This window comes from Pseudorhodoplanes sinuspersici (assembly GCF_002119765.1).
Taxonomy (GTDB): Bacteria; Pseudomonadota; Alphaproteobacteria; order Rhizobiales; family Xanthobacteraceae; genus Pseudorhodoplanes; species Pseudorhodoplanes sinuspersici.
The window spans coordinates 1,877,363-1,901,225 of the sequence record NZ_CP021112.1 but is presented as its reverse complement, the minus strand read 5'-3'; the positions used below and the strand labels follow the sequence as shown (position 1 = coordinate 1,901,225).

Annotated in this window: 20 protein-coding genes and 1 pseudogene; 13 read left to right on the top strand and 8 right to left on the bottom strand. The window is 60.3% G+C overall.

Annotation, left to right across the window (positions count from 1 at the left end):
* Positions 1-60 precede the first annotated feature (60 nt).
* The 4 genes and pseudogenes from CAK95_RS09305 to CAK95_RS09290 form a co-directional block, all read right to left on the bottom strand.
* Positions 61-623 (bottom strand): annotated as a pseudogene (locus CAK95_RS09305) (methylated-DNA--[protein]-cysteine S-methyltransferase).
* Positions 624-856: 233 nt separating this feature from the next.
* Entirely contained in the window at positions 857-3,226 is a 2,370-nt protein-coding gene (locus CAK95_RS30175) for a methyl-accepting chemotaxis protein (protein WP_183044282.1), read from the bottom strand.
* 271 nt (positions 3,227-3,497) lie between these two features.
* Positions 3,498-4,979, bottom strand: coding sequence for a glutamine synthetase family protein (locus CAK95_RS09295; protein WP_086087661.1), 1,482 nt, complete (start codon positions 4,977-4,979; stop codon positions 3,498-3,500).
* A 156-nt stretch (positions 4,980-5,135) separates the two neighbouring features.
* Entirely contained in the window at positions 5,136-6,449 is a 1,314-nt protein-coding gene (locus CAK95_RS09290) for an aromatic ring-hydroxylating dioxygenase subunit alpha (protein ID WP_086087660.1), read from the bottom strand.
* Positions 6,450-6,614: 165 nt separating this feature from the next.
* Here CAK95_RS09290 and CAK95_RS09285 point away from each other — a divergent pair, with 165 nt between their 5' ends.
* Positions 6,615-7,415 carry an IclR family transcriptional regulator domain-containing protein gene (locus CAK95_RS09285; RefSeq protein WP_086087659.1) on the top strand — a complete coding sequence of 267 codons (801 nt, stop codon included), beginning with the start codon at positions 6,615-6,617 and terminating at the stop codon, positions 7,413-7,415.
* A 5-nt stretch (positions 7,416-7,420) separates the two neighbouring features.
* Here CAK95_RS09285 and CAK95_RS09280 read toward each other — a convergent pair whose 3' ends face one another.
* The 4 genes from CAK95_RS09280 to CAK95_RS09265 all read right to left on the bottom strand — a co-directional run bounded on the left by CAK95_RS09280 (position 7,421) and on the right by CAK95_RS09265 (position 11,732).
* On the bottom strand, positions 7,421-8,269 hold the full coding sequence (locus CAK95_RS09280; protein WP_086087658.1) for an MBL fold metallo-hydrolase: 849 nt from the start codon (positions 8,267-8,269) through the stop codon (positions 7,421-7,423).
* A 131-nt stretch (positions 8,270-8,400) separates the two neighbouring features.
* Complete coding sequence (locus CAK95_RS09275; protein ID WP_086087657.1) at positions 8,401-9,189, bottom strand: hypothetical protein; 789 nt, start codon at positions 9,187-9,189, stop codon at positions 8,401-8,403.
* A gap of 136 nt (positions 9,190-9,325) precedes the next feature.
* Positions 9,326-10,324, bottom strand: a complete 999-nt coding sequence (locus CAK95_RS09270; protein ID WP_086087656.1) for an adenosine kinase — start codon at positions 10,322-10,324, stop codon at positions 9,326-9,328.
* 148 nt (positions 10,325-10,472) lie between these two features.
* Positions 10,473-11,732, bottom strand: a complete 1,260-nt coding sequence (locus CAK95_RS09265; RefSeq protein ID WP_086091305.1) for an RNA polymerase sigma factor — start codon at positions 11,730-11,732, stop codon at positions 10,473-10,475.
* Positions 11,733-11,881: 149 nt separating this feature from the next.
* Between CAK95_RS09265 and murJ the strand changes: the two genes are divergently transcribed.
* The 12 genes from murJ (at position 11,882) to lnt (ending at position 23,608) form a co-directional block, all read left to right on the top strand.
* Complete coding sequence (gene murJ / locus CAK95_RS09260) at positions 11,882-13,438, top strand: murein biosynthesis integral membrane protein MurJ (RefSeq protein WP_157699575.1); 1,557 nt, start codon at positions 11,882-11,884, stop codon at positions 13,436-13,438.
* A 95-nt stretch (positions 13,439-13,533) separates the two neighbouring features.
* A complete protein-coding gene (gene trpS, locus CAK95_RS09255; RefSeq protein ID WP_086087654.1) occupies positions 13,534-14,568 on the top strand; it encodes a tryptophan--tRNA ligase in 1,035 nt (344 codons plus the stop codon).
* Between the two features lie 124 nt (positions 14,569-14,692).
* Positions 14,693-15,187: a universal stress protein gene (locus CAK95_RS09250; protein WP_086087653.1), complete on the top strand. Its 495-nt coding sequence runs from the start codon at positions 14,693-14,695 to the stop codon at positions 15,185-15,187.
* Between the two features lie 150 nt (positions 15,188-15,337).
* Positions 15,338-15,895, top strand: coding sequence for a NifU family protein (locus tag CAK95_RS09245; RefSeq protein WP_086087652.1), 558 nt, complete (start codon positions 15,338-15,340; stop codon positions 15,893-15,895).
* A gap of 117 nt (positions 15,896-16,012) precedes the next feature.
* Positions 16,013-16,693: a tRNA (adenosine(37)-N6)-threonylcarbamoyltransferase complex dimerization subunit type 1 TsaB gene (gene tsaB / locus CAK95_RS09240; protein ID WP_086091304.1), complete on the top strand. Its 681-nt coding sequence runs from the start codon at positions 16,013-16,015 to the stop codon at positions 16,691-16,693.
* Complete coding sequence (gene rimI / locus CAK95_RS09235; RefSeq protein ID WP_086087651.1) at positions 16,690-17,175, top strand: ribosomal protein S18-alanine N-acetyltransferase; 486 nt, start codon at positions 16,690-16,692, stop codon at positions 17,173-17,175. The genes tsaB and rimI overlap by 4 nt, the downstream gene beginning before the upstream one ends.
* A 45-nt stretch (positions 17,176-17,220) precedes the next feature.
* Complete coding sequence (locus CAK95_RS09230; protein ID WP_086091303.1) at positions 17,221-17,676, top strand: Fur family transcriptional regulator; 456 nt, start codon at positions 17,221-17,223, stop codon at positions 17,674-17,676.
* Positions 17,677-17,912: 236 nt separating this feature from the next.
* Positions 17,913-19,313, top strand: a complete 1,401-nt coding sequence (miaB, locus tag CAK95_RS09225) for a tRNA (N6-isopentenyl adenosine(37)-C2)-methylthiotransferase MiaB (protein WP_086087650.1) — start codon at positions 17,913-17,915, stop codon at positions 19,311-19,313.
* A 56-nt stretch (positions 19,314-19,369) separates the two neighbouring features.
* Positions 19,370-20,377, top strand: coding sequence for a PhoH family protein (locus tag CAK95_RS09220; RefSeq protein ID WP_086091302.1), 1,008 nt, complete (start codon positions 19,370-19,372; stop codon positions 20,375-20,377).
* Entirely contained in the window at positions 20,374-20,880 is a 507-nt protein-coding gene (gene ybeY / locus CAK95_RS09215) for an rRNA maturation RNase YbeY (protein ID WP_086087649.1), read from the top strand. Before CAK95_RS09220 ends, ybeY begins: the two co-directional genes overlap by 4 nt.
* A gap of 8 nt (positions 20,881-20,888) precedes the next feature.
* Positions 20,889-22,013 carry a hemolysin family protein gene (locus tag CAK95_RS09210; RefSeq protein ID WP_086087648.1) on the top strand — a complete coding sequence of 375 codons (1,125 nt, stop codon included), beginning with the start codon at positions 20,889-20,891 and terminating at the stop codon, positions 22,011-22,013.
* Entirely contained in the window at positions 22,010-23,608 is a 1,599-nt protein-coding gene (gene lnt, locus CAK95_RS09205; RefSeq protein ID WP_086087647.1) for an apolipoprotein N-acyltransferase, read from the top strand. The genes CAK95_RS09210 and lnt overlap by 4 nt, the downstream gene beginning before the upstream one ends.
* The last annotated feature ends 255 nt before the right edge of the window (positions 23,609-23,863 follow it).

Below are 23,863 nucleotides of genomic sequence, written 5' to 3'. Positions count from 1 at the left end.
GTCGCGGCCGACTTACGCCATGTGGCGCGCGTGCGAAAGCTCTTATCCGCTGACTCGCGCTCAGAAACCAAAGCTCTGCTGCGCAGGTGATGGCGGTTGAGTGCTGACGCCCTCAAGTTCAAGCATGCGGGCTTTGGCTGTCGAGCCGCCGGGCGCTGAAAAGCCGCCGATCTTGCCGCCGGCGCCAGGATCCGGTGACATGGAATGATCAGCGGCACCGGATTTTTCGCCATGGCTTGCCCGACATCGCGCGCGGCCTCTGGCCCGGCGCCGAGTTCCTTGGCCAGCGTGCCGTAGGTGGTGGTCTGGCCCCATTCAACCTTGCGGAGGGTCTCGTAAATCCGCGTGAAAAAAGGGTCCTGTCCATCGATGTCGAGCACAACCGGCGAAAAGTCGATCCTGTCGCCCTCGAAATAGCGCTTCGCCGCCGTCACGACGTCTGCGATCTGCGCTGGAGGCATTGCCTGAACGGCTTGCGGCACGCTTCTAAGCAGGAGGCGTTCTGCCACCGCGGCCGTATGGCTCGGCAGCTGGAAGCGGGTGACCCCTGCATCGCTCCACGCGATCGCGCAGAAGCCGGCCGTTGTTTCAAAGACGGAATAATGCTGCGCTGTTGCGGTCATTGGCAGAAACTCCGTGACCCTCGGAGAGGTGGGTGCGGCCGACGGGACAAACCACCCGATTCCTGCATCACAGGCAAATGGCAAGGCCGGATAATGTCGATCTCACGGCGCAGAATCTGCCGAATAATAATCAGAATGTGTCAATAAGCGGTGAGAAAGGCCGGGAATGTGTCCGGCCTTTCAAGGAATGTCGACTTGCCAGCCGTCACACCGGTTCGGCTGCGGGGCGGGCCTCAGAACTCTTCCCAGTCGCCGTCGATCGCCACCGCAGCGGCGGCACCGCCACGGGATACGACCGCGCGCTTCGCCGGCTGACGCGCCGGTGCGGAAGGCCTGGTGGCCGGCGCGCTTTGCTTCATCCGGACGACCGGAGACTGAATGCGCGGGGCGGGCGCTGCGCTCTGTTCGTCGCCGAACTTGAAGAAGCCCATGCGCTCGCGCATCGCCGCCTGCTGGTCTTCCAGCGTCTTGGCCGTTGCCGCATTCTGTTCGACCAGTGCCGAGTTCTGCTGCGTGACCTCATCCATCTGGACCAGCGCCTTGCTGACCTGATCAAGGCCCGATGCCTGCTCGCCGCTGGCATTGGCGATTTCGGAGACGATTTCTGCCACCTGCTTGATCGACTCGACGATCTTGCCAAGTGATGTACCGGCGCGGTTGACGAGATCCACGCCCTCCGTGACCTGCGTCGAAGAATTGACGATCAGATCTTTGATGTCCTTCGCCGCCTGCGATGAGCGCTGGGCGAGGCTGCGGACTTCGGATGCGACCACCGCAAAACCCCGTCCGGCTTCGCCGGCACGTGCCGCTTCGACCGCCGCATTGAGCGCCAGCAGGTTTGTCTGGCGGGCGATTTCATCAATCACCGAGATAATGTCGGAAATCTTGCGCGAGGATTCCTCAATGCGGGCCATCGCAGAGACGGCTTCCGACACCACCTGACCACCCTGATCGGCGATCTGATGCGTGCCCTGCGTCAGCGAATTGGCATGTTGCGCATTTTGCGCATTCTGCTTCACCGTCGCAGAGATCTGCTCCATCGAGGCGGAGGTCTCTTCCAGGCTGGCCGCTTGTTCCTCGGTCCGCTGCGAGAGATCGGTCGTCGAGGCCGAGATTTCGGCCGCAGCGTTCGATACTTCGCCGGTGGCGAGTGCAATCGCCTGAACCGTCGATTGCAGCCGACTCATCGCAGTGTTGAAGTCGTCCTTGATCTGCCGATAGGACTCGCTGAAACCGTCGTCCAGACGAACCGTAAGATCGCCGTCAGACAGACGACCAAGGCCCTCACCCAGCATGCGCATCGCACGTGCCTGCTCGTCTGCCGTACGAGCCCGCTCTTCGGCCGCCTGCGCCTGCATCTCTGCTTCGGCCTTCTGACGCTTCAGCGTCTCGTCCGCTTCGGCCCGCGCCTTCTCCAATGCCAGCACCTTGAAGCGCTCAACCGAATTGGCGACATCGCCAATTTCGTCCTTGCGATCGAGGCCCGGCAGCACGACCGAGAAATCCCCGTCAGCCAGTTTCAGCATAGCGCCCTGAATATTGCGCAGCGGCTCGGTCACGCGACGCGAGACCAGCAGCACCATGGCCGCCACAAAGGCGAGCGCAACAATGAGCAGAGCGGACATGATTCCGAAGTGCCACAGCGATGACGCGGCCTTGGCCTGCGCATGATCCATGGCGACATCGAGCGCCGTTTCCGCAACGCCCAAGAGGGAGGCGAGTTTAGAAACCGACATCGGCGTCCATTCCTGCGGCGTAACACCAGCATTTTCACCGGCAATGACCGCCTTGAACACCTTCAGGCGAAGCTCTGAAAACTTCGGGTCGAAGTATTCATTCCTTGCTGTCTGCAAAGCGGCGGCAAATTGCGGCGGCAGATTCAGACCGGCGGCAGCCTCTTCGAGCGCTTCCCAGACCGATTCGGTCTTGCCGAGATTCCTCGTGTAAACAAGCAGCGGATCGGCCGGCAATTTCAGACCGCCGAGACCGTTCGAGATCATCACCTGCGCGTCGCCGGCGCTGTTGCGCGCAATCCAGGCGAGCTGCTTGATACCGAGCAACTGGTCGATCATGCTGTCATCGAGCTTCACCATATTGGTGAGCTGTTCTGACAGTTTTCCAAGCGACTCAATGAGGCGGGACGTTTCAGCGTTAAATTCTTCCATGAGCCCGGCGCGGCGAGATGCTTTCGGCTGAGTGACAGCGCGGACAGTCTCTTCATGCAGACCATGCAGCTTGTTGACCGAGGCAACAAGACCCGGAAGGCTCGCCTCTTTATTCGGAAAATCGAGCTTGGCCAGGGCCGCCAAGGCCGGCTTCAGCGCGGCCATCTCCGCCGTACGCACGTCCTGCGTCTGTTTTGCCAGCGATGTCTGTTGCCGATCGCCGTTCAGATCGCGCACCGTCGTCGAGCGGTCAACGCGCAGATTGTGCAAGGCCGTGAAGAGATTGCGAGAGATATCAATGACTGCCGCACTGCGCGTCGCTGCCTGGTATTGCGTCCAGGACATCCACACATTCTGTGCGAGCATGACGATAACAGCCACGCCGAGAATTCCGATGACGGATTTCAACAGCGCGCCGACGGACAGTTTGTTCAGCATTGCGAGCCCCATTCACCCCAATGCATCAGCGTTAGAGTGAAAGTGGTAAACACGCGGTAATTGAGGAGGGATGGCCGGTAAATATTCGCGAGTGGTAACGTAAAATCACATGCCGGGAGTTATGCACCGCCTGCGATGCAATCTGAGGGCGAAATATCGCGATGCCCGCAACTAGAGCCCCGGCTTTGATGGAATCAAAAGCCGGGGCCCTACTTTTTGTTTAGACGCGTTTTCTTCACGCGAACCGGTGCTCACTTCGCCCGAAAACGCTCTAAAACAGATCGAAATATTCCTTCTGTTCCCAGCGCGTGACATCGCTGGCATCGGCGCGTTCTTCGCTGCGATAGCGCGCGATCTCCGAATCCTTGATGCGCAAATAATAATCGATGAAACCATTGCCGAAAGCGTTGCGGAAACATTCGCTCACACGTAGCGCATCGAGCGCTTCGCCCAAGCTCTTAGGCATCGACTCGGCCTGCATTTCATAAGGCGTATCGGCCGATGGGCCGGGATCGAGATTCCGGGCGACGCCATCAAGACCGGCTGCAACCTGTGAAGCGATGTAGAGATAGGGATTAGCCGCAGGCTCACCGATGCGATTTTCGATATGCGTGGCCGGATCGCCGGGGCTGCCAATCACGCGCGCCATCACGCCGCGATTGTCCTGACCCCAGATTACGCGATCGGGCGCCAGCGCATAAGCGCGATAGCGCTTATAGCCGTTGAGCGTTGGCGTTGCGAAAGGCGCACTCGCCTTTGCATTGGCTAGCAGACCGCCAAGCCAGGCGCGGCCCAGGGGAGACAGAGCGTGCTCGCCGTCGTGTGACACGAAGGCATTGGCTTTCGTTTTCACATCGATCAGCGACTGATGCAGATGCCAGCCACTGGAAAACGCGTTCGGCAAACCCGGCCGGCACATGAATGTGCAGTGCATGCCGTTGCGGCGCGCGATCTGCTTCATGGCGCTGCGAAACAGCACCATCATGTCAGCGGCCGCGAATGCCATTTCCGGCCGGAAAGTAAATTCGCACTGGCTCGGACCAAGCTCGACTTCGGCCGAACGGAACGGCAGGCCCAGCGCCGTCACGGCGCGCCAGAACGGCTCAAGGATCGGCTCGATCTGATCCGAACGCGCCTCAGTGAGCAATTGAAAGCCCTGATGGATATAGCTGACCTCGATCGGCTCTCCCGGCCAGGTGGCGTCCGTCGGCGCAAGGCGCGGATTTTCGATGCGATAGAGATGGAATTCGACTTCCAGCCCCGCCATCAGGTCGAAGCCCTTGCCGCGCAAATTCGACAGCGCGTCACGGCAAAGCTGGCGTGTCGAGAACGGCACCGGCTTGCCGTTCTGGAAATAGATGTCACACAATACCCAGCCGGTATTCGGCGCCCAGGGGAGCACGCGGAACGTCGCCGGATCGGCGATCATCAGGAAGTCTGCGCCGCCCTGCATCTCCGGCATGGCAAAACCGCCGCCCGGCGTGAACACCGGAAACACCGTGCGATGCGATGTGTCCTTGCAGAGCAGCGTCGTCGTCATACTGACGCCGTTTCGCATCAGCTTGGCGGCTTCGGACGCAACCACCGTCTTGCCACGCAGCACACCATGCTGATCGACGAAGGAGAAGCGCACGAGATCGAGCTTCCGCTCCTCGATCTCGCGTTCGACGGTGTTCGCCAGACGAAATTGTTCGTCGTTCCACAACCCGTGGCGTTCGACGAAGCTTACAGCGGCGTTGTCACGCGAAGACATGGCAATCTCTCTTTACCTCCCCTGCAGGGGGAGGTCGACTGCCGAAGCGTCGCGAAGGCAGTCGGGTGGGGGTCAAGCGAGAGATCATGGACATGACCCCTCCCCGGCATGTTCCGCATGCCGACCCTCCCCTTTCAGGGGAGGGATAAGAAAAAATCAATGTCCGTTCGCCCAGCTCTTGGTCTTGCGGCGATTCTCGTGCGCGTTCCGGGTGTAGCCTTCCCAATCGGCGGCCGGCCCGACGCCGTCGACACAGACAGGGCCGGTCATGGCCGGCGCCTTGTCGGAGTCCAGCACCATCAGCGGACGCTCACCCTTGCTGGCTTGTTCGATCGCAGCACGCAGCATGCGTCGATAGGCGGTGATCGCCTTGTCGGACTGGCCGAGATGCTCCTTGGTGCGATCCTGAATCGGCCCCATCGACTCGCACGCCCACTGATCGTGAATATTGATGTCGGCGCCCATGCCGGTGAAAGTCTCGTGCGCCTGCTCGTACGGATCGAAACCGTAATCGTTCTGCTTGTTCTTGCGCGGCACGTAATTCGGCAGTTCGTAGAGCTCCAGTCGCTGGCGACGCATCTCGTCCTTGTCCACCTTGCTGCCGAAGCTGGTGAAGATGCAGTACCAGTAATGCGTCGTCTCATCGATCGGCACATGCCATTGCGAGATGGTCATCTCCTGGCTCATCGGGATCATGAACGCATTGGGGAACACCAGATTGGTGGTCCGCACATGCATGGACTTGTCGCTGATCTGGCGCAACGTGTTGAGGCGCAGGCCATAATTCGTTTGCTCGACCTCGATGCGCGGACGCGGGAATTCGCGCATGATCTTGGTCATCGGCATGTCCGCATCGGATGTCGAGTCGCGGAACATCTTGCCATAGGACTTTGACGGATCCTCGTCCTCGAAGAAGCGATGCAGCCAGGATGTATGCGCCGGATCGATGCCGACCTCGAGCGACTGCAGCCAGTTGCACTCGATCAGGCCCTTGAAGGCGAAGGTGTATTCGTCGGGCGCGACGAAACAATCGAAATTGGGAAAGGCCGGCGGCTCGCCCGGGCCCATATAGGCGAACAGGATGCCGCTCTTCTCCACCACCGGATAGGATTTCTGCCGGATGTTGGCGCAGAGTTTGCTGCCTTCCGGCTCGGCCGGGGTCTCCAGGCATTGGCCGTTCACATCGAATTTCCAGCCGTGGAAGGCGCAGCGCAGACCGTCGGCTTCCAGACGGCCGAAGGCCAGATCGGTGCCGCGATGGGGGCAGCCGCGCGCGATCAGACCGTAGCGGCCCTGCCCATCCTTGAATATCACAAGATCCTCGCCCAGCAGCTTCACCGGCTTGATCGGGCGGTTGCTGGATAACTCCTCCACCAATGCGGCCGGCTGCCAATAGCGCCGCAGGAGATTGCCGGCCTTGGTGCCCGGATTGGTGCGGGTGATGAGTTCGTTTTGTTCTGCGCTGAGCATGGCCCGGCCTCCCGATACGGCTGTAGACACGGCGCAACGAATGACTATTGTTCGTTGACCGAACATTGGTTCGAATTACATCAGATCGAAAGTAAGCCTGCAAGTCCAACTTGGTGGCAGGCCGCTCGGATCTGGGCACGCCATCCACGAGGGAGCATCGAGGCGATGCCGCGTATCAGCCGATCGGAAGCCGAACAAAACCAGGCGGACAGGGCCGGACCGGAATTTCTCGAAGCGCTCGCACGCGGCTTGCGGGTCATACAGTCGTTCGACCGGGACCGCCGGCAGCTTTCCTTGAGCGATGTCGCAAAACAGGTCGATCTGCCGCGTGCGTCCGTCCGGCGAACGCTGCACACATTGGTTCAGCTCGGCTTTGCCGAGACCGACGGAAAGCTTTTCCGGCTGACACCGCGTGTGCTGACGCTGGCCGGCGCCTACTTGCTGTCCAATCCAATCGCCAGCATCCTGCAGCCGGCCATCGACCGTCTCAGCGCGGAGATCAATGCCTCATGCTCGACTGCGGTGCTAGATGGTGACGATGTCGTCATGATCGTCCATGCATCGCCATCGCGCATCCTGCCGTTGAGCGCGCAAGTGGGGTTTCGTATTCCGGCCTTTGCCAGTTCACTTGGCCGCGTTCTGCTTGCCGACTTGGATGATGCCGGACTAGATGCCTTCCTCGCGCGCATCCAGCCGCACAAGCTCACCGAGCAAACGATCGTCGACAAGAAGCAATTGTGGCAAGCTATTCTGAAGGCGCGGGCAGACGGTTACTCGCTCGCCGATCAGGAAGTGGAAGTCGGCTTCCGTTCGATTTCTGTCGCGCTGAAACGTCTCGATGGCAGGACCATCGCCGCGTTGAACATCGGCATCCACACAGAACGCGGCACGCCGGAGATGATGCGTCAGACTTTTCTGCCGAAGCTGCGCAGCCTTGCTTCCGAATTGCAGCAGCAATTGATCTGACGGTGTCAGCGGCCCGGCAGGACGAGCACCTTGGGCCTGGCCGGCAGTGTCGTCTTGGAAATCACCACTGATGGCGTCTCCGACGTCTCGATATCGAACTTCTCGCGCATGCGTTCCAGGAAGCGATTGAGCGTATAGACGCTGAAATAATGCATCGGAATGATCAGCGGCGCCTTCAGACCTTCGATCACCTCGATCATTCCGTCGATATCGAGCGTATAGCTGCCATCGACAGGCACCATCACCGCATCGATGCGGCCGATTTCGTTCATCTGCTGCTGGTTCAGCGTGTGATGCAGATGACCGAGATGGGCGATGCACATGTTGGCTATTTCGAACACGAAGATCGAATTGCCGTGCCGCTCGGTGCCGCCTCCATAGTCACGGATATTGGTCGGCACGTTGCGCACGCGCACATCCTTGACTGTAATATCATGGCGAACCGGCTTTCCGAATTCACTGGCCCAGCCGCGCAGCACATGAGGAATCTTGGGATCCGGACTGTCGGTGTAATGGGATGAATGCGCGTGATTCATCGTCGCGATGTCCGGCGTGACCGGCGGACGAACATAGTCATTATAATCCGTTGCGATGCGGACGATGCGCGGGCTTTCGATCAGAAAGGTAGAGTGCCCGATATAAGTGATCCGCACCTGATCGCTGGCGAGTTGCGCCAGCTTGAATGCAGCGGGAACAACGCGCGGGGACCGCGACGCGACAAGCCCGGGACAATTTTCCATCATCTCGGCTTTCGGCGCTGGCGCCTGGATGCGCTCGAATGCTGCAGCCCGTGCCGGCAGCAAGCTCAAAGCCGCGATCAGCGTTGCACCTGATAGCCGAAGGGAAATTCGCATGCGCCGCTCCGTCCCGCGCAAAATTATGACACGGGAAACGGGACCAGCCAAATGAACTGAGTGTGCAGTCTGCTCAATAAAAAAGCGGCGCCGTCACCGCGCCGGCGCTTGGATAACGCGAAATCTATCGCTTAACGCGAAGAAACGATCAGTCCCTTCGGAGTCACCACAACCCAGCGGCCATCCTGACGGCGGATGGTCTGCACCCGGCCAACACCTGGAAGATCCGCACCCGGCACAACCTCATAGAAGCCCAGACGCGCATTCTCCAGCATCGCGCGGCCATCGAACACATCGCGAATGACCCATCCGCTCACCACAGCCGGACGATCCGATTGTTTGGAGGCTGCAGGTGCAGCAGAGCTGGAGGCGATCGAACCGGTAACATCAGACGAAGACGCGGCAGTCGCCGCGGTCCGGCGATCGATGCGTTCCAGCAGCTCCGACAATTTCTGAACGCGCGAGGCCGGCTCGGCCTGCGCCTTCTCGACACGCTCGGCGACTTTCGCCATCTGCGCATTGGCCGACTTCGAGTTGCTGTCGATGCTCGCCTTGAGCGAGGCAACTTCCGCGGAGAGCTGCGTGATCACGCCACGCAGCGCATTGACTTCGATGGTGCGCGCATCGTCGGAGGACACCGGCTGCGGCTTGACGAAAGCAACAGCGGCCATGGCGCCGACAGCGGAGCCGGCGGCGGCAGCGACAGCGATCGCCAGTGCAAGAACGGTGAAGCGGCTGAGCCGCGGACGCGCCGCGAGCGGCGAAGCAATGGCCGCGAGCGACTCGCGGAACGACATCCGGATCTTTTCCGGCGCGGCTTCTGCTGTTGCGGTGGCTGCAGCGGGCGCTTCGACGGTCGCGACCGTTTCAGCGGCGGTGACGGGGGAGGTTTCCTTGCCAGACTCGACAGACTGTTCCATGGCGTGGTTTCCGAGGTGATAACTTCACCAATCGGTAACCAACGCCACTTACGAAACAGTTAAATTTGCGCCATTTTGAGGCATTTTCCGCCGCGCTGACGATAACGAATTGTTGAGACTTGCGGCCGCACACCTCTCACAACAATCCGTTCTCCTGCGCCAGCGCCTTCAACGACACCGCCGGACGCGCGCCCATATGCTGGATCACTTCGGCAGCAGCGAGCGCGCCAAGCTTACCGCAAGCAACGTGATCGCGGCCATGGGCAAGGCCGAACAGAAAGCCCGCAGCAAACAAGTCGCCCGCGCCCGTGGTGTCGATCACGTTTTCGACTGGCGCCGCCGGCACAGCCTTGGTGCCATCCTTGCTGACGACAACACAACCCTTCTCGCTCCGCGTCACGACAGCAAGCTTCGCATCTTTCTGCAGGACCGAGACAGCCGTATCGAAATCAGCGGTCTCGTAAAGGCTCTTCAACTCGGCTTCATTGGCGAAGATGAGATCGACGGTGTTGTCGCGCATCAGCTTCAGGAATTCATCGCGATAACGCCCAACGCAAAATGCGTCCGACAAGGTCAGCGCCACCATACGGCCGGCATCATGCGCCGCTTTCGACGCCTTGATGAATGCCTCTTTCGCATGAGGCGGATCCCAGAGATAGCCTTCGAGATAGGTGATGGCGGCATCGCCGATCTGTTTCGGATCGATATCGGCCGGCGTGAGATTCTGCGCGGCGCCGAGATAGGTATTCATCGTGCGCTCGCCATCCGGCGTGACCATGATGTAGCAGCACGCCGTCGCGGGACCGTCAGCGGCGTGCGGCGTATCAAAGCCGACGCCCAATGCGCGGATGTCGTGCGCGAATACCTGACCGAGATTGTCGTTACGCGTCTTGCCGACAAAGGCCGCCTTCGCGCCGAAGCTCGCAACACCGGCAATCGTATTGGCGGCCGAACCGCCCGAGCTTTCGGTCGCCGGGCCCATCGCGTCATAAATGCTCTTTGCCCGGCTCTCGTCGATCAGGGCCATGCCCCCTTTCTGCATGTTTTGCTTGATCAGAAAGTCGTCCTCGGCGCGCGCAATCACGTCGACAATGGCATTGCCGATTCCGAGAACATCGTAGCGGGGAGAGGTCATTCGTGGGTCCTTGGTTGCAAGTCCTTGGGTTGCAAGGCGGCGCACTATAGCCATGCGAGACAGCGTGGCAAATACGGCGGGTTTCTTTTGGAAAAAAGTCGAGAGTGGGAACGCTATTGCCCACGATGGGCATCGTATTTGACGTCGGTCAGGACGCGCAGGCCGCTGCCCGTTCCCTCAACAAAGCGCGCTCGCGCTCATTGCGGGTCAATAATGCGGCACGCTCGAATTCTGCGCACGCCTCTGCATGCCGGCCGAGTTTGACGAGAAGGTCGCCGCGAACGCTCGGCAGCAGGTGGTAGTTTTTGAGCGTGACCTCGCCGACGAGCGCATCGGCAATCTCAAGCCCCGCCGCCGGACCAAACGCCATGCCCACCGCAACGGCGCGATTCAGCTCGACAACGGGCGACGGCGAGACCTGCGCAAGCACGCGGTAGAGCGCCGCAATCTGCTTCCAGTCCGTGTCTTCTGCTTTTCGCGCCCGCGCGTGACAAGCCGCGATGGCGGCTTGCAGCGTATAAGGACCAGGAGGCGCGGCCGTCATTTCGGCACGCGCCAAAGCCGCAAGACCACGCCGGATCAGAAGCTGGTCCCAACGCGAACGATCCTGATCGAGTAGCAGGATCGGATCGCCTGTCGGCCCGGTGCGGGCGGCAAAGCGCGACGACTGGATTTCGAGGAGCGCGACAAGACCGTGCACTTCCGGTTCGCCGGACGCGAGCCCGGCAAGAATGCGCCCGAGGCGCAAGGCTTCCTCACACAGTTGCGGCCGTATCCAATCAGCGCCGCTGGTTGCCGAATAGCCCTCGTTGAAAATCAGGTAGATCACGCCGAGTACGGCCAACAATCGTCCGCTCCGATCATCGCCATGCGGCACTTCGAAGGGGACGCGCGCCTCAATCAGCGTGCGCTTGGCGCGGACGATCCGCTGCGCGATGGTTGGCTCCGCCACGAGAAAGGCGCGGGCGATTTCATCGGTCGTCAGACCACCCAGCAATCGCAAAGTCAGCGCAACCTGCGCTTCGCGTGACAACACCGGGTGACAGGCGGTGAAGATCAGACGCAGCAGATCGTCATCGATATCGTTGTCGAGTGCGGCATCGAAATCGGGAATGGCCAGTTCATCTGCTTGCAGATCGCGGCCGATGTCTTCGTGCTTGCGATCCCGCATTCTGGCGCGGCGGAAATGATCGACCGCACGCCGTTTGGCGATGGTTATCAGCCATGCGCCGGGCTTCTCAGGCACGCCATTCTTCGGCCAGGTCTCCAGCGCCGCAACAAGTGCATCCTGCGCCAGCTCTTCAGCCATCCCGACATCGCCGGTGAATCGGGCAAGGCCGGCGATCAGCTTTGCCTGTTCGATCCGCCAGATGGCGTGGATAGCCTGATGGGTGTCAGTCGCTGTCACGGCGGCCGATTCACCACCTTCAATCGGTCGGTGCAAGCGGCATTGTGCGGCACTCAAGCCGACCTAGCTTGCATTCTGTTTCTTGATCCGCTTGGCCGGTATAAGACAGCCGCTGGAACTTTAAACCCGCAATGAGGGCCACCTTTTCCATGTCCATCGCCCGAAATGTCGCGATTGTCGGCGCGGCGACGCTGGCGTCGCGCGTCCTTGGCTTCGTGCGCGATGTGGCGATTGCCGGATTGTTCGGCGCAGGCGCGCGCGCCGACGCTTTCGTCGTGGCATTTCAGTTCTCCAATCTGGTCCGTCGGCTGCTCACCGAGGGCGCACTGAATTCGGCTTTTGTGCCGCTCTATCTGCGGCGGCGCGATGAAGGCGGAGAAAAAAGTGCCGGAGCCTATGCCGGAAAGCTGATCGGCACGCTCACACTGGTGTTGCTGTGCGTTTCAGCCCTGCTAGCGCTGGCAATGCCGCTCTTGATGATCGGGCTGGCGCCCGGGTTCGGCGGTCATGATCCACGCATGACGCTCGCCGTCGAAATGGCGCGTCTGATGCTGCCTTATCTTGTCCTCGCCGGGCCTATCGCGGTGTTGATGGGTGTCCTCAACGCCAATCATCGCTATTCGACGGCGGCGGCCGCCGCCGTGATGTTCAATATCGTTATTCTCATCGCAATTGCCGTGATCGTCCTGATGAAGTGGGGTGACAGCGACCGCTCGGCGTGGCTGGTGGCAATCGCCGTGGCGCTGGCGGGTCTCTGCCAGCTTGTGCTGGTCGGCATCACGGTGCTGATCGGGCCGGAGAAGGCGACACCGCTCGGCGTTCTTCCACGCAATGACGCGCAACGTTTCGTGGCGCTGGCGATACCCGGCCTGATCGCAAGCGGGGTTCCGCAACTCACCATGATTGTCGCCGTCATGATCGCTTCAGATTGGCCGGGCGCGGTGTCGTGGTTGTATTATGCGAACCGCCTGGTGGAATTGCCGCTCGGCATTGTCGGCATCGCCATTGGCACGGTGATGACACCGGCCCTGTCGCATGCCGCGCGCGGCAAGGACCGCGAGCTTGGCCCGCGCACTATTCGGCATGGCATCGAAATGGCGCTTGGTCTCGCCTTTCCCGCTGCGATTGCTCTGATGCTACTGGCATGGCCGATCGTGCATATCCTGTTCGAACGCGGCGCTTTCACGAGCACCGACAGCTATGCCACCGCGACCATGCTTGGTTTACTTGCCATCGGCCTGCCGGGCCATGTGCTGGTAAAGGCACTGTCGCCCGTGTTTTTTGCGCATGAGGATACGCGCACGCCGATGATGGCTGCCGGCGTCGGATTGATCGCGGCTTTCTTCGGCAGCCTCGCCTTCATGCTCGCTGCCAGACCGTCTGGAATAGCTTTATCCATTGCAGCATCAGGCTGGATCAGCGCGGCCATGCTGTGGCTGCTCGCGACGCGACGCGGGCTTTTGACGATCCCCGTTTCTGCCTGGCGCCGTCTGGCCCTGATTGCGCTCTCGGCCGCCATCATGGGCGCCGTCGTTCGTCTTGTGGCGGCGCAAGCAAGCTTGTTCGCGCAAGGCGATGGCCGACTCCTTCAGATCGCCCTTCTGACGGTTGTCGTCGGGGTCGGGCTCCTCGTCTATGCAGCCTGTCTCTGGCTGTTCGACATCGTCCGCACCAGCGATTTGCGCACGACCTTCCGGCCCCGGTAGGGCCCGACGATGAATACTTGCCATGGAATACTTGCCATGACGTGGCATGGCGTGGCATTCACCCGCGCTCTATACTATTCACCGCAGAGGCCGCGATGGCGTTCAAACAACTGGTATTTTCCGGCGTCCAGCCGACGGGAAATCTGCATCTCGGCAATTACCTCGGCGCCATCACCAAATTCGTCGACCTGCAGAAGACTTTTGACTGCATTTACTGCGTCGTCGACATGCATGCGATCACGGTCTGGCAGGATCCGGACGAATTGCGACGGACGATTCGCGAGGTGACTGCAGCCTTCATCGCAAGCGGCATCGACCCGAAGAAGAACATCGTCTTCAACCAGAGCCAGGTTGCCGAGCATGCCGAGCTCGCCTGGGTGTTCAATTGCGTTGCGCGTATGGGCTGGCTGAATCGCATGACGCAATTCAAGGAAAAGGCCGGCAAGGATCGCGAAAATGTCTCGGTCGGACTGTTCGCCTATCCGAGCCTGATGGCGGCTGACATTTTGATCTATCGCGCGACCCATGTCCCGGTCGGCGAGGATCAGAAGCAGCACCTCGAATTGTCGCGCGACATCGCACAGAAATTCAACAACGACTTCGGCGCACAGATTGCGAAATACGGCTTTGGCGACATGTTCTTCCCGCTGCCGGAGCCAGTGATTCAAGGTCCAGCCACGCGCGTCATGTCGCTGCGCGACGGCTCGAAGAAAATGTCAAAATCCGATGCGTCGGAATATTCGCGCATCAACTTGACGGACGATGCCGACACGATCGCGCAGAAAATCCGCAAGGCAAAGACAGATCCGGAACCGCTGCCAAGCGAAGAGAAAGGTCTCGAAACGCGGCCTGAAGCGGACAATCTCGTCGGCATCTACGCGGCGCTGAAAGACATCAGCAAGACCGAAGTGCTGCGCGAATTCGGTGGCGCGCAATTCTCGTCGTTCAAAACGGCACTTGTCGATCTCGCGGTCGAAAAGCTCGGGCCGATCGGCGGCGAGATGAAACGTCTGGTCGCCGATCCGGCTTATATCGATCAGGTTCTGGGCGATGGCTCCGATCGCGCGCGCGCGATCGCGGCGGAGACGATGAAATCCGTCAAGGATATTGTTGGATTCGTGCGACGCTGACCGTCGCTGCAATTCGAATGTCAAGTCCGACATTGTCTTGTGACCATCGCACTTGCCGTGGCACCATCGGTCGCGCTACGTCGTGCGCGCGACCAGCGCTAGGCCGTTATTCAGGGGAAGGTCGATGAGCCGCAAACGCCGCTCTTATGAATCCGGCCATAAGCCGAAATATCTCGTCATCGTGGACGACACGCCGGAAGGCGACCGCGCAATTTATTATGCGAGCCGTCGCGTTTCGCGCGTCGGCGCCAGCATGATCATGCTGCGCGTGGTCGATATCGAGGACCGCAACCAGCAATGGCTTGGCGTTGCCGACATCATGCGCGCCGAAGCGCACGAGGAAGCCAACGCCGCGCTCGATCGCGCCTCCGGACGCGCCAATGGCGTGGCCGGCATCACGCCGGAACGGGTGGTGCGTGAAGGCAAATGGATCGAGCAGATTTTGCAGTTGATCGACGAGGATGAGGACATCGCCAATCTGGTCCTGGCCGCAGGCACCGGGTCCGAGGGGCCCGGGCCGCTGATTTCCGCTATCGGCCGGACCACCCTCGATTTGCCAATCCCGGTGACCGTCGTGCCCGGCCATCTCACCGATGACGAGCTGGATGCGCTGACCTAGGGATTGGGGAGCATCGCGTGGCGCGACGCCGGTTCCGCATTTTCCGGCACGTTATGCTCCCGGTTGACCTTGGCCAATAAAGCGCCACTTATAGGGGTGCCCGTGGCGAGTGCGCCCGACGCGATCCTTTCAAAGCCGAGAGCTAAGCCGATGTTCATCCAGACCGAAGCCACGCCGAACCCGGCGACCCTGAAGTTCCTCCCGGGCCGTACCGTGCTCGACGGCACTCTGGAAATGACCAACCGCGAACAGGCGGCGAAATCGCCGCTGGCCGAGAAGCTGTTTGATATTCCCAATATCAGCGGCGTGTTTTTCGGCTCGGACTTTATCACCGTGACCAAGGCCGCCGGCGAATGGCAGCAGCTCAAGCCGCTTATCCTCGGCGCGATCATGGAGCATTACATGTCCGGCGCACCGCTCCTGCGGGATGGCGCCGACACAGGCGGCGCGGACGAAGACGAATTTTTTGATGCTGCCGACGAAGAGACGGTGAATACGATCAAGGAATTGATCGAGACGCGTGTTCGTCCGGCCGTCGCCAATGACGGCGGCGATATCACCTTCCGCGGTTTCAAGGACGGTGTCGTTTTTCTGTCCATGAAGGGCGCCTGCTCGGGCTGCCCCTCCTCTACGGCAACGCTGCGGCATGGCATCCAGAACCTGCTGCGGCACTTCGTGCCGGATGTCACTGAGGTTCGTCCGGTCTAAACCGCCCCCTCCACGCTTTCTTGCATCTTTGTCGTTCCGCGAAGGCGGAGACCCATACACGGCACTGCCATATGGGCCTGCCTTCGCGAGAACGGCTATACGATGTATGACATCCGCATGCTCGTTCTTGCCATCGACACAGCATTAGAAGCCTGCTCGGCCGCGATCTTCGATTCCGTGCAGGGCATTGTGATCGCCAGCGATACGCAGATCATGACCCGCGGTCATGCCGAAGCGCTGATGCCGCTCGTGGCCGGCGTGATGGAGCAAAGTAAGATGGCATTCGCCGATCTTGACCGCCTTGCCGTGACCGTCGGGCCCGGCAGCTTTACCGGTCTTCGTGTCGGCATTGCCGCAGCCCGCGGATTGGGGCTGGCGACGAAGAAGCCGGTGATCGGCGTCACCACACTTTCCGCATTGGCAGCACCCTACATTGCCACCGACCCGGCAACACCGGTCGCAGCCGCGATCGACGGTCGCCACCGGCATATTTATCTGCAGCTCTACGGCGCTGGCGGCCATGTGTTGCTGTCGCCACGGATCGTGCCTGTTGCCGAAGCCGTGCATGCCGCCGCCGGCGCTTCGGCGCGGCTTGTGGGCTCAGGCGCGGCCATGATGGCCGAGATCTGGCCCAATCAAGAGAAGCCGCCGCAGATCGACGAGCGGCGCGCACCCGATATCGATTGGGTGGCAAGGCTCGGTGCTATCGCCGCGCAACAAGATGCACCGCCAAAGCCGCTGTACCTGCGCCCACCCGACGCCCACCCGCAAACATCAGCAAAACTGCCGCGCCGATGAAATGGCTGTTTGAATTACTCTCGCCGGCCCGGCCGCCGGTTATATCCGATGCCGCGACACGCGACGCCTCAGCCATTGCAAGGCTGCATGCGGCTTCATTTCAACGTGGATGGAGTGAAGACGAAATCGAGCACATGCTGCTCGACCGGAATGTGGTCGCGCATCGCGCCACGATCGGAAAGAATTTCGCCGGCTTTATCATCTCGCGCATGGCGGCGGACGAAGCCGAAATTCTATCCATCGCGGTGTCATCGTCCTATCGCGGCCGCAATATTGCGCGCACGATATTGCGGCACCATCTCGGGCGTCTGGCGGCCTTCGGTGTGCGGACCGTGTTTCTGGAAGTCGATGAAGGCAACGTGTCGGCCCTGCGGCTTTATCGCCGTGCGGGATTTGTGGAAGTTGGGCGCAGAGACGGCTATTACCCAAGCACATCGGGGCGGCCGACAAGCGCATTGGTGTTGCGGCGCGATCTCGCCTGATGGACGGGCGATGGCCCTGCTTCTAAAATGGGCCGACAAGCGGAGATGGATGTGGCCTTAAAGGCAGCCAACTTGAAGAACCCGACCAGCATCGAGGCGCGCTGCGCCGAAAAGGGAATGCGCATGACCGAACAGCGGCGCACCATTGCCCGCGTGCTCAACGATGCCGACGATCACCCCGATGTCGAGGAATTATATCGCCGCTGCGCCAAGATCGACGACCGTATTTCAATTTCGACCGTATATCGGACGGTGAAGCTGTTTGAGGATTCCGGGATCATCGAGCGCCACGATTTCCGCGAGGGACGGGCGCGTTTCGAGCAAATTTCGGACGTCCATCATGACCACCTGATCAACCTGCGGACCGGCGAGGTCATCGAATTCCAGTCCGAGGAGATCGAGCGGCTGCAGGCGGAGGTAGCACGGAAGCTGGGCTACAAGCTGATCGACCACCGCCTGGAACTTTATGCCGTGCCGCTGGACGACGAGAAGAAGAACTGAGGATGAATTTCGGTAATTAAATACCGAATTCGCCCTCCAAAATCTTGAAGCTGGAAAATTTCGGCCTATTTCGCCCAAGGATTGGCCCCGCAAGGGTTTATCCTGAGCGGTCGCATTCCTTTTTGGCCGATTTGGCTGTAAAGATGGGTCTAGGAACCCCGGTATGTCTGTCGTATTTGCACTGAAGGATCAGGACCGTTGACGCATTCCGCGCCGACAGCGCCCCATCACGCGGCATGACCGGACCCCGCAAGCTCTACATCAAGTCCTACGGCTGTCAGATGAACGCCTACGACTCGCTTCGTATGGCGGACATGCTGGCCCCGGAGGGATTCAGCGAGACGAATGACGCGAATGATGCCGATCTCGTCGTGCTGAACACCTGCCATATCCGCGAGAAAGCCGCCGAAAAGGTTTATTCCGAGATCGGCCGCCTGCGGATGATGAAGGACGAGGCCGCCAGCGCCGGCCGCAAGGTCACTATCGCGGTGGCCGGTTGTGTGGCCCAAGCTGAAGGCGCCGAGATTATGCGGCGTGCGCCGGCTGTTGATCTGGTCGTCGGGCCGCAGAGTTACCATCGCCTGCCACGTCTATTGGAACAGGCAGCGCGCGGCGAACGGCCGGTCGAAACCGAATTTCCGGCAGAAGACAAATTCGATTTTCTCAAAAATCCGACGCGCGAAAAAATCCGTGCGCGCGGCGTCAGCGCGTTCCTGACAATCCAGGAAGGATGCGACAAATTCTGCACCTTCTGCGTAGTGCCCTATACGCGCGGCGCCGAAGTTTCCCGGCCGGTGGCAAAAATCCTGGCTGAAGCGTTGCGGCTTGCCGATGCCGGCATTCGCGAAATCACGGTGATCGGCCAGAACGTCAATGCCTATCACGGCGACGGACCGGATGGTCAGACCTGGACCCTGGCGCGGCTGCTGCGGCGATTGGCCGATATCCCGGGCATCGACCGTCTGCGCTACACGACAAGTCACCCGCGCGATGTCGATGACAGCCTTATTGCCATGCATCGCGATCTGCCGGAATTGATGCCGCAACTCCATCTGCCGGTGCAGTCGGGCTCCAATCGCATACTCGATGCGATGAATCGGCGACATACCCGTGACGATTATCTTCGTGTCGTCGACCGGCTGCGCAGCGCGCAACCAGCAATGGCCTTCACATCGGATTTCATCGTCGGTTTTCCCGGCGAAACCGATGCCGATTTCCAGGATACGATGAGCCTGATCGAGGATGTCGGCTTTGCGGGCTCCTTCTCGTTCAAATATTCGCCGCGCCCGGGCACGCCGGCTTCCGATATGGACAATCAGGTTGCCGAGAGTGTGAAAACGCAACGCCTGAAGGAATTGCAGGAATTGATCGACCGGCAATTGGCCGCATTCAGCCGCAATTGTGTCGGCCAGACGCTGGATGTCCTGTTCGAGAAAGTCGGCCGCCATCCGGGACAGATCGTCGGCAAGTCGCCCTATCTGCAACCCGTGCAAGTCATGGCGCCGCCATCCCTGATTGGCACAATCGCGCCGGTGAGAATCGACGATACTGGAAGCTACAGTTTGTTTGGAACAGTTGCAGCACAGGACGCGGCAGAGCCACCGCGATATGCGCCGCTGGCCGCGATGGGAGCATGACCGTCTTGCGCAATTACAAGCCGGGCCAAAACACAGCGCTTCAAGGTTCTCCAATCATGCCGAAAGCCGGCGATGAACCGCCGACACAAACGATGCTGGCTTTCGATGATAACAAGCTGGCATCGACCCTGTTCGGCCAATACGGGCAGAACCTCGCGCTGATCGAACGCAAGCTCAACGTCGTGGCCGATTCGCGTGGCAATCATGTCACCATCGAAGGTGCGCGCGAGGCCTGTGACCAGGCACGGCAGGTGCTCGAAACCTTGTACGAGCAACTCAAGAGCGGCGGCGATCTGGTACAGGGCGATGTCGAAGGCGCCATTCGCCAGACGGTGTCGCAAGGCACGCTGTTCGACAGCGACCCTGCAACAGCGCGACCAAACTTCGCCGATATTCCCTTGCGCAAACGCAATGTGCGCGCCCGCACGGCGGGACAGGACGCTTACATTCGCGCACTGAAGCGTCATTCCCTTGTCTTCGGCATCGGCCCGGCCGGTACCGGCAAAACCTGGCTCGCCGTCGCGCATGCGATATCGCTGTTCGAACGCAAGGAAGTCGACCGCATTATCCTGTCGCGTCCGGCAGTCGAGGCCGGCGAACGGCTGGGTTTTCTGCCCGGCGACATGCGCGAGAAGGTCGATCCCTATTTGCGGCCGATCTACGATGCGCTTGCCGATCTGATGGATATGCGGATTGTTGAACGCGCGTTGCAGACCGGCGAAATTGAAATCGCACCGCTGGCCTTCATGCGCGGCCGCACGCTGCACAATGCAGCCGTCATTCTCGACGAGGCGCAGAACACGACCTCGATGCAGATGAAGATGTTTCTGACGCGGCTTGGCGAAAACAGCCGCATGATCGTCACCGGCGATCCGAGCCAGATCGATCTGCCGCCGGGCCAGATATCCGGTCTTTCAGAAGCGACGCGACTGCTGGCCGATGTCGAGGGCATTGGTCAGGTCACGTTCAAGACCGAGGATGTGATCCGCCATGAGCTCGTGGCGCGTATTGTCGCTGCTTATGACCGCGCCTCACCAGCATCAAAACCGCGCGAGACCAAATGATGCCGGCGGCCGCGACCAAAGATGCGCAAACGATGCCGACGATCGACGTCGTCATCGAAGCAGACGCTTGGGCTGCGTATGGCGACGCGGAAGACATCGTGCGCAAGGCGATTGAGGCGGCCGCGGCATTCGAGAACAAGCCGGGCGAGGTCGCGGTCATGCTGACGGACGATGCGACGATTCAACAGCTCAACGCGCAATGGCGCGGCATGGAGAAGCCGACGAACGTCCTGGCCTTCCCGGCCAGTGACGTCAGCGCAGCGCAAGATCATCACCTCGGCGATATCGCAATCGCCTGCGAGACCGTTGCGCGCGAAGCCGAGGCCGAAAACAAGGCGTTTTCTGACCACCTCGCGCATCTGGCCATTCACGGCTATCTTCATCTGATCGGGTTCGATCACGAAACCGATGATGAAGCCTGCCGCATGGAAAGTCTGGAAACGCGCATCTTGTCGAGCCTTGCCATTGCCGACCCTTATACAGACCGGAAATTCGCGGACTAAGCAAAACCATGCCTGACACCGATGGTCCAAGTACCAGCGACGCAAGTCGCAGTGAGACCGGGATCGAACCAAGCAGTAGTCGCAACCTTCCCGTTCCTGTCAGCAACGGCACGCGCGATCACGGTGAAGGTTTGTTTTCTAGGTGGTTGCGCGCGCTGTTCGGATGGCGACCAAGTTCGACGCGCGCCGATCTCAAGGAAGTGCTGGAGGAAAGCGCTCCCGGCGAGCTCGGCTTTTCGCCGGAAGAAGGGACGATGCTCAAGAATATTCTTGGGCTACGCGAACGGCGGATCGAGGATGTGATGGTGCCGCGCGCCGATATCGTCGCGGTCCAACAGGATATCCAGCTCGGCGAATTGGTGAAGATGTTCGAGAATGCCGGGCATTCGCGCCTCGTCGCATTCAATGATACGCTCGACGATCCGGTCGGCATGGTTCACATCCGCGATCTCATTGCGTTCATGACGGCGCGCGCCGCAGTCAATCCGGCGACCAACGCCAAACGCAGGAAGCCAAAGCCGGCGGGGCTCGACCTCGGCGCGATTGATCTGTCGATGCCGCTCTCGGAAGCGAAGATCATCCGTCCGATTCTGTTCGTGCCGCCGTCCATGCCGGCTATCGATCTTCTCGCGAAAATGCAGGCGACGCGCATCCACCTGGCGCTCGTCGTCGATGAATATGGCGGCACGGATGGTATCGTTTCGATCGAGGATATCGTTGAGCTGATTGTCGGCGACATCGAAGACGAACACGACGACGAAGAGGCGCCGGATATTCAGCGCCAATCGGACGGCTCGCTTGTTGCAGACGCGCGCGCCAGCATTGAAGATGTCATCGCTGCCATCGGCAATGGCTTCGATGTTGGCGATGCGCTGAACGAAGTCGATACGCTGGCGGGCTATCTGGTCTCGCGGGTTGGCCGCGTGCCGGTCCGTGGTGAACTGGTGCCGGGTCCGGAAGGTTATGAATTCGAAGTGCTCGATGCCGATCCGCGCCGGGTGAAAAAAGTGAAGATCCATCACGGCACAAGCACACGCTCCGACGTCGCGCAGCAACCGCAAGCTCAAAACGCGACATCCGCCTTACCCGTTCCGTCGGAGCCGGACATCACGAAGACCACGCCGCAACCGTGAGCATTTCGAAACTTGCCCACGCTATCGTCCTGGCTTGGGGCTGGCGCCGCGCCCTGATCGCTTTTGCCGCAGGGGCCATATCCGTTCTGGCGCTGCCGCCCTTCGATATCTGGCCGGTCTTGTTTCTGACGTTTCCGGTGGCCGTGTGGCTGATCGACGGTTCCGGCGCTGCGCGTTTCGGTGGTTGCGCCGCGGCCGCCCTCGCCGGCTGGTTTTTCGGCTTTGGATATTTTCTGACTGGCCTCTATTGGATCGGCCACGCCTTCCTGGTCGATGCCAAGACTTTTGGTTGGCTTCTGCCGATCGCAGTGACGGCGCTGCCCGCCGGTCTCGCCATTTTTACGGCGGCCGGATTCGCGCTGGCACGGCTGCTCTGGCAACGCGGCCCGATCCGCATTCTTGCTCTTGCCATCGCACTGACCGTCGTGGAGTGGCTACGCGGGCATCTGCTCAGTGGCTTTCCTTGGAACAGCTATGGCTATGCACTGACCGGCAGCCTGACACTTGCCCAAACGCTTTCTGTATTCGGACTGTGGGGCATGACCACGCTCTCCATTGCAATCTTCGCGAGTCCGGCAACGCTGGCTGATGAAGCGATCGACACAAGACGGCCGTGGCTGCCGCTCGCATTGTCGGTCGCAACGCTTCTTGTCATGGCGGGGTACGGGACCATTCGTCTTGCGAACACGCCAACTGAGTTCGTCAAAGATGTGCGCCTACGCATCATGCAGCCCAATCTGCCACAAGATGAAAAATTCAATTACGGCGCCCGGCAGAAGATCATGAGTCATTACCTGTCGCTATCGGATCGTGCCACAACACCGCAGACCTCAGGCCTGCGCAATGTCACGCATCTGATCTGGCCGGAATCCGCGTTCCCTTTCTTTCTGACTCGCGACGGCGATGCGCTTGCGCAAATCGCCAATCTGCTTCCGGAAGGAACGATCCTGCTCACCGGCGCGGCACGTTATGCGGAAGCGCTGCCGGGCGAGCGGAGACCGCGTGCCTATAACTCGGTCTATGCAATCGATCATGATGGGGCCGTGCTGTCGGTCTACGACAAAGTACATCTCGTTCCGTTCGGCGAATATCTGCCATTTCAATCCACGCTTGAACGGCTCGGCTTTCTGCAACTGACCAAGGTGCAGGGAGGATTCCTGTCCGGCGATCGGCACCGCGCTTACGACTTGCCGAGGGCCCCCCGCTTTCTGCCGCTGATCTGCTACGAGATTGTTTTTCCCGGCGCGATCGTTCCGCCGGACGATCGGCCCGGCTGGCTTCTGAACGTTACGAACGATGCCTGGTTTGGTATCAGTCCGGGGCCTTATCAGCACTTCCAGCAGGCGCGCGCCCGCGCGATCGAGGAGGGATTACCACTGGTGCGTGCTGCCAATAACGGCATCTCCGCGGTCGTCGATCCCCTCGGCCGCATCATTCGATATTTGCCCCTTGGCGCTGAGGGCGTTCTCGATTCACCATTACCACGCCCGCTCGAACCAACAATCTACGCCCGGCTTGGCAACAGCCTTGCCGGGGTTATGCTTCTCGCTTTATTGCTTGTCGTTCTGCGTTATCGAGTGTCCAAACCTCGATAAATTGGTATGGTATTATAACGGTAGTAGGAATCCCTGCGAAAAATTTGCTCCGCCAGGTTAGCGTTGTGGGCCTACAGCAGCAAATTACGCTATGAGAGATCAAATTTTCCGAATGCTGAGGTTCCTAAGCATTTCCTGCACCGGCATTTGTATGCGATGCACCCGCCGTATACTGTAAAATAATTTGACGATCTCAGAAAACGTGCGCAAACAGCCCATCACCCCGACGCGGGTTCTGGACATCCGAGCGCGACG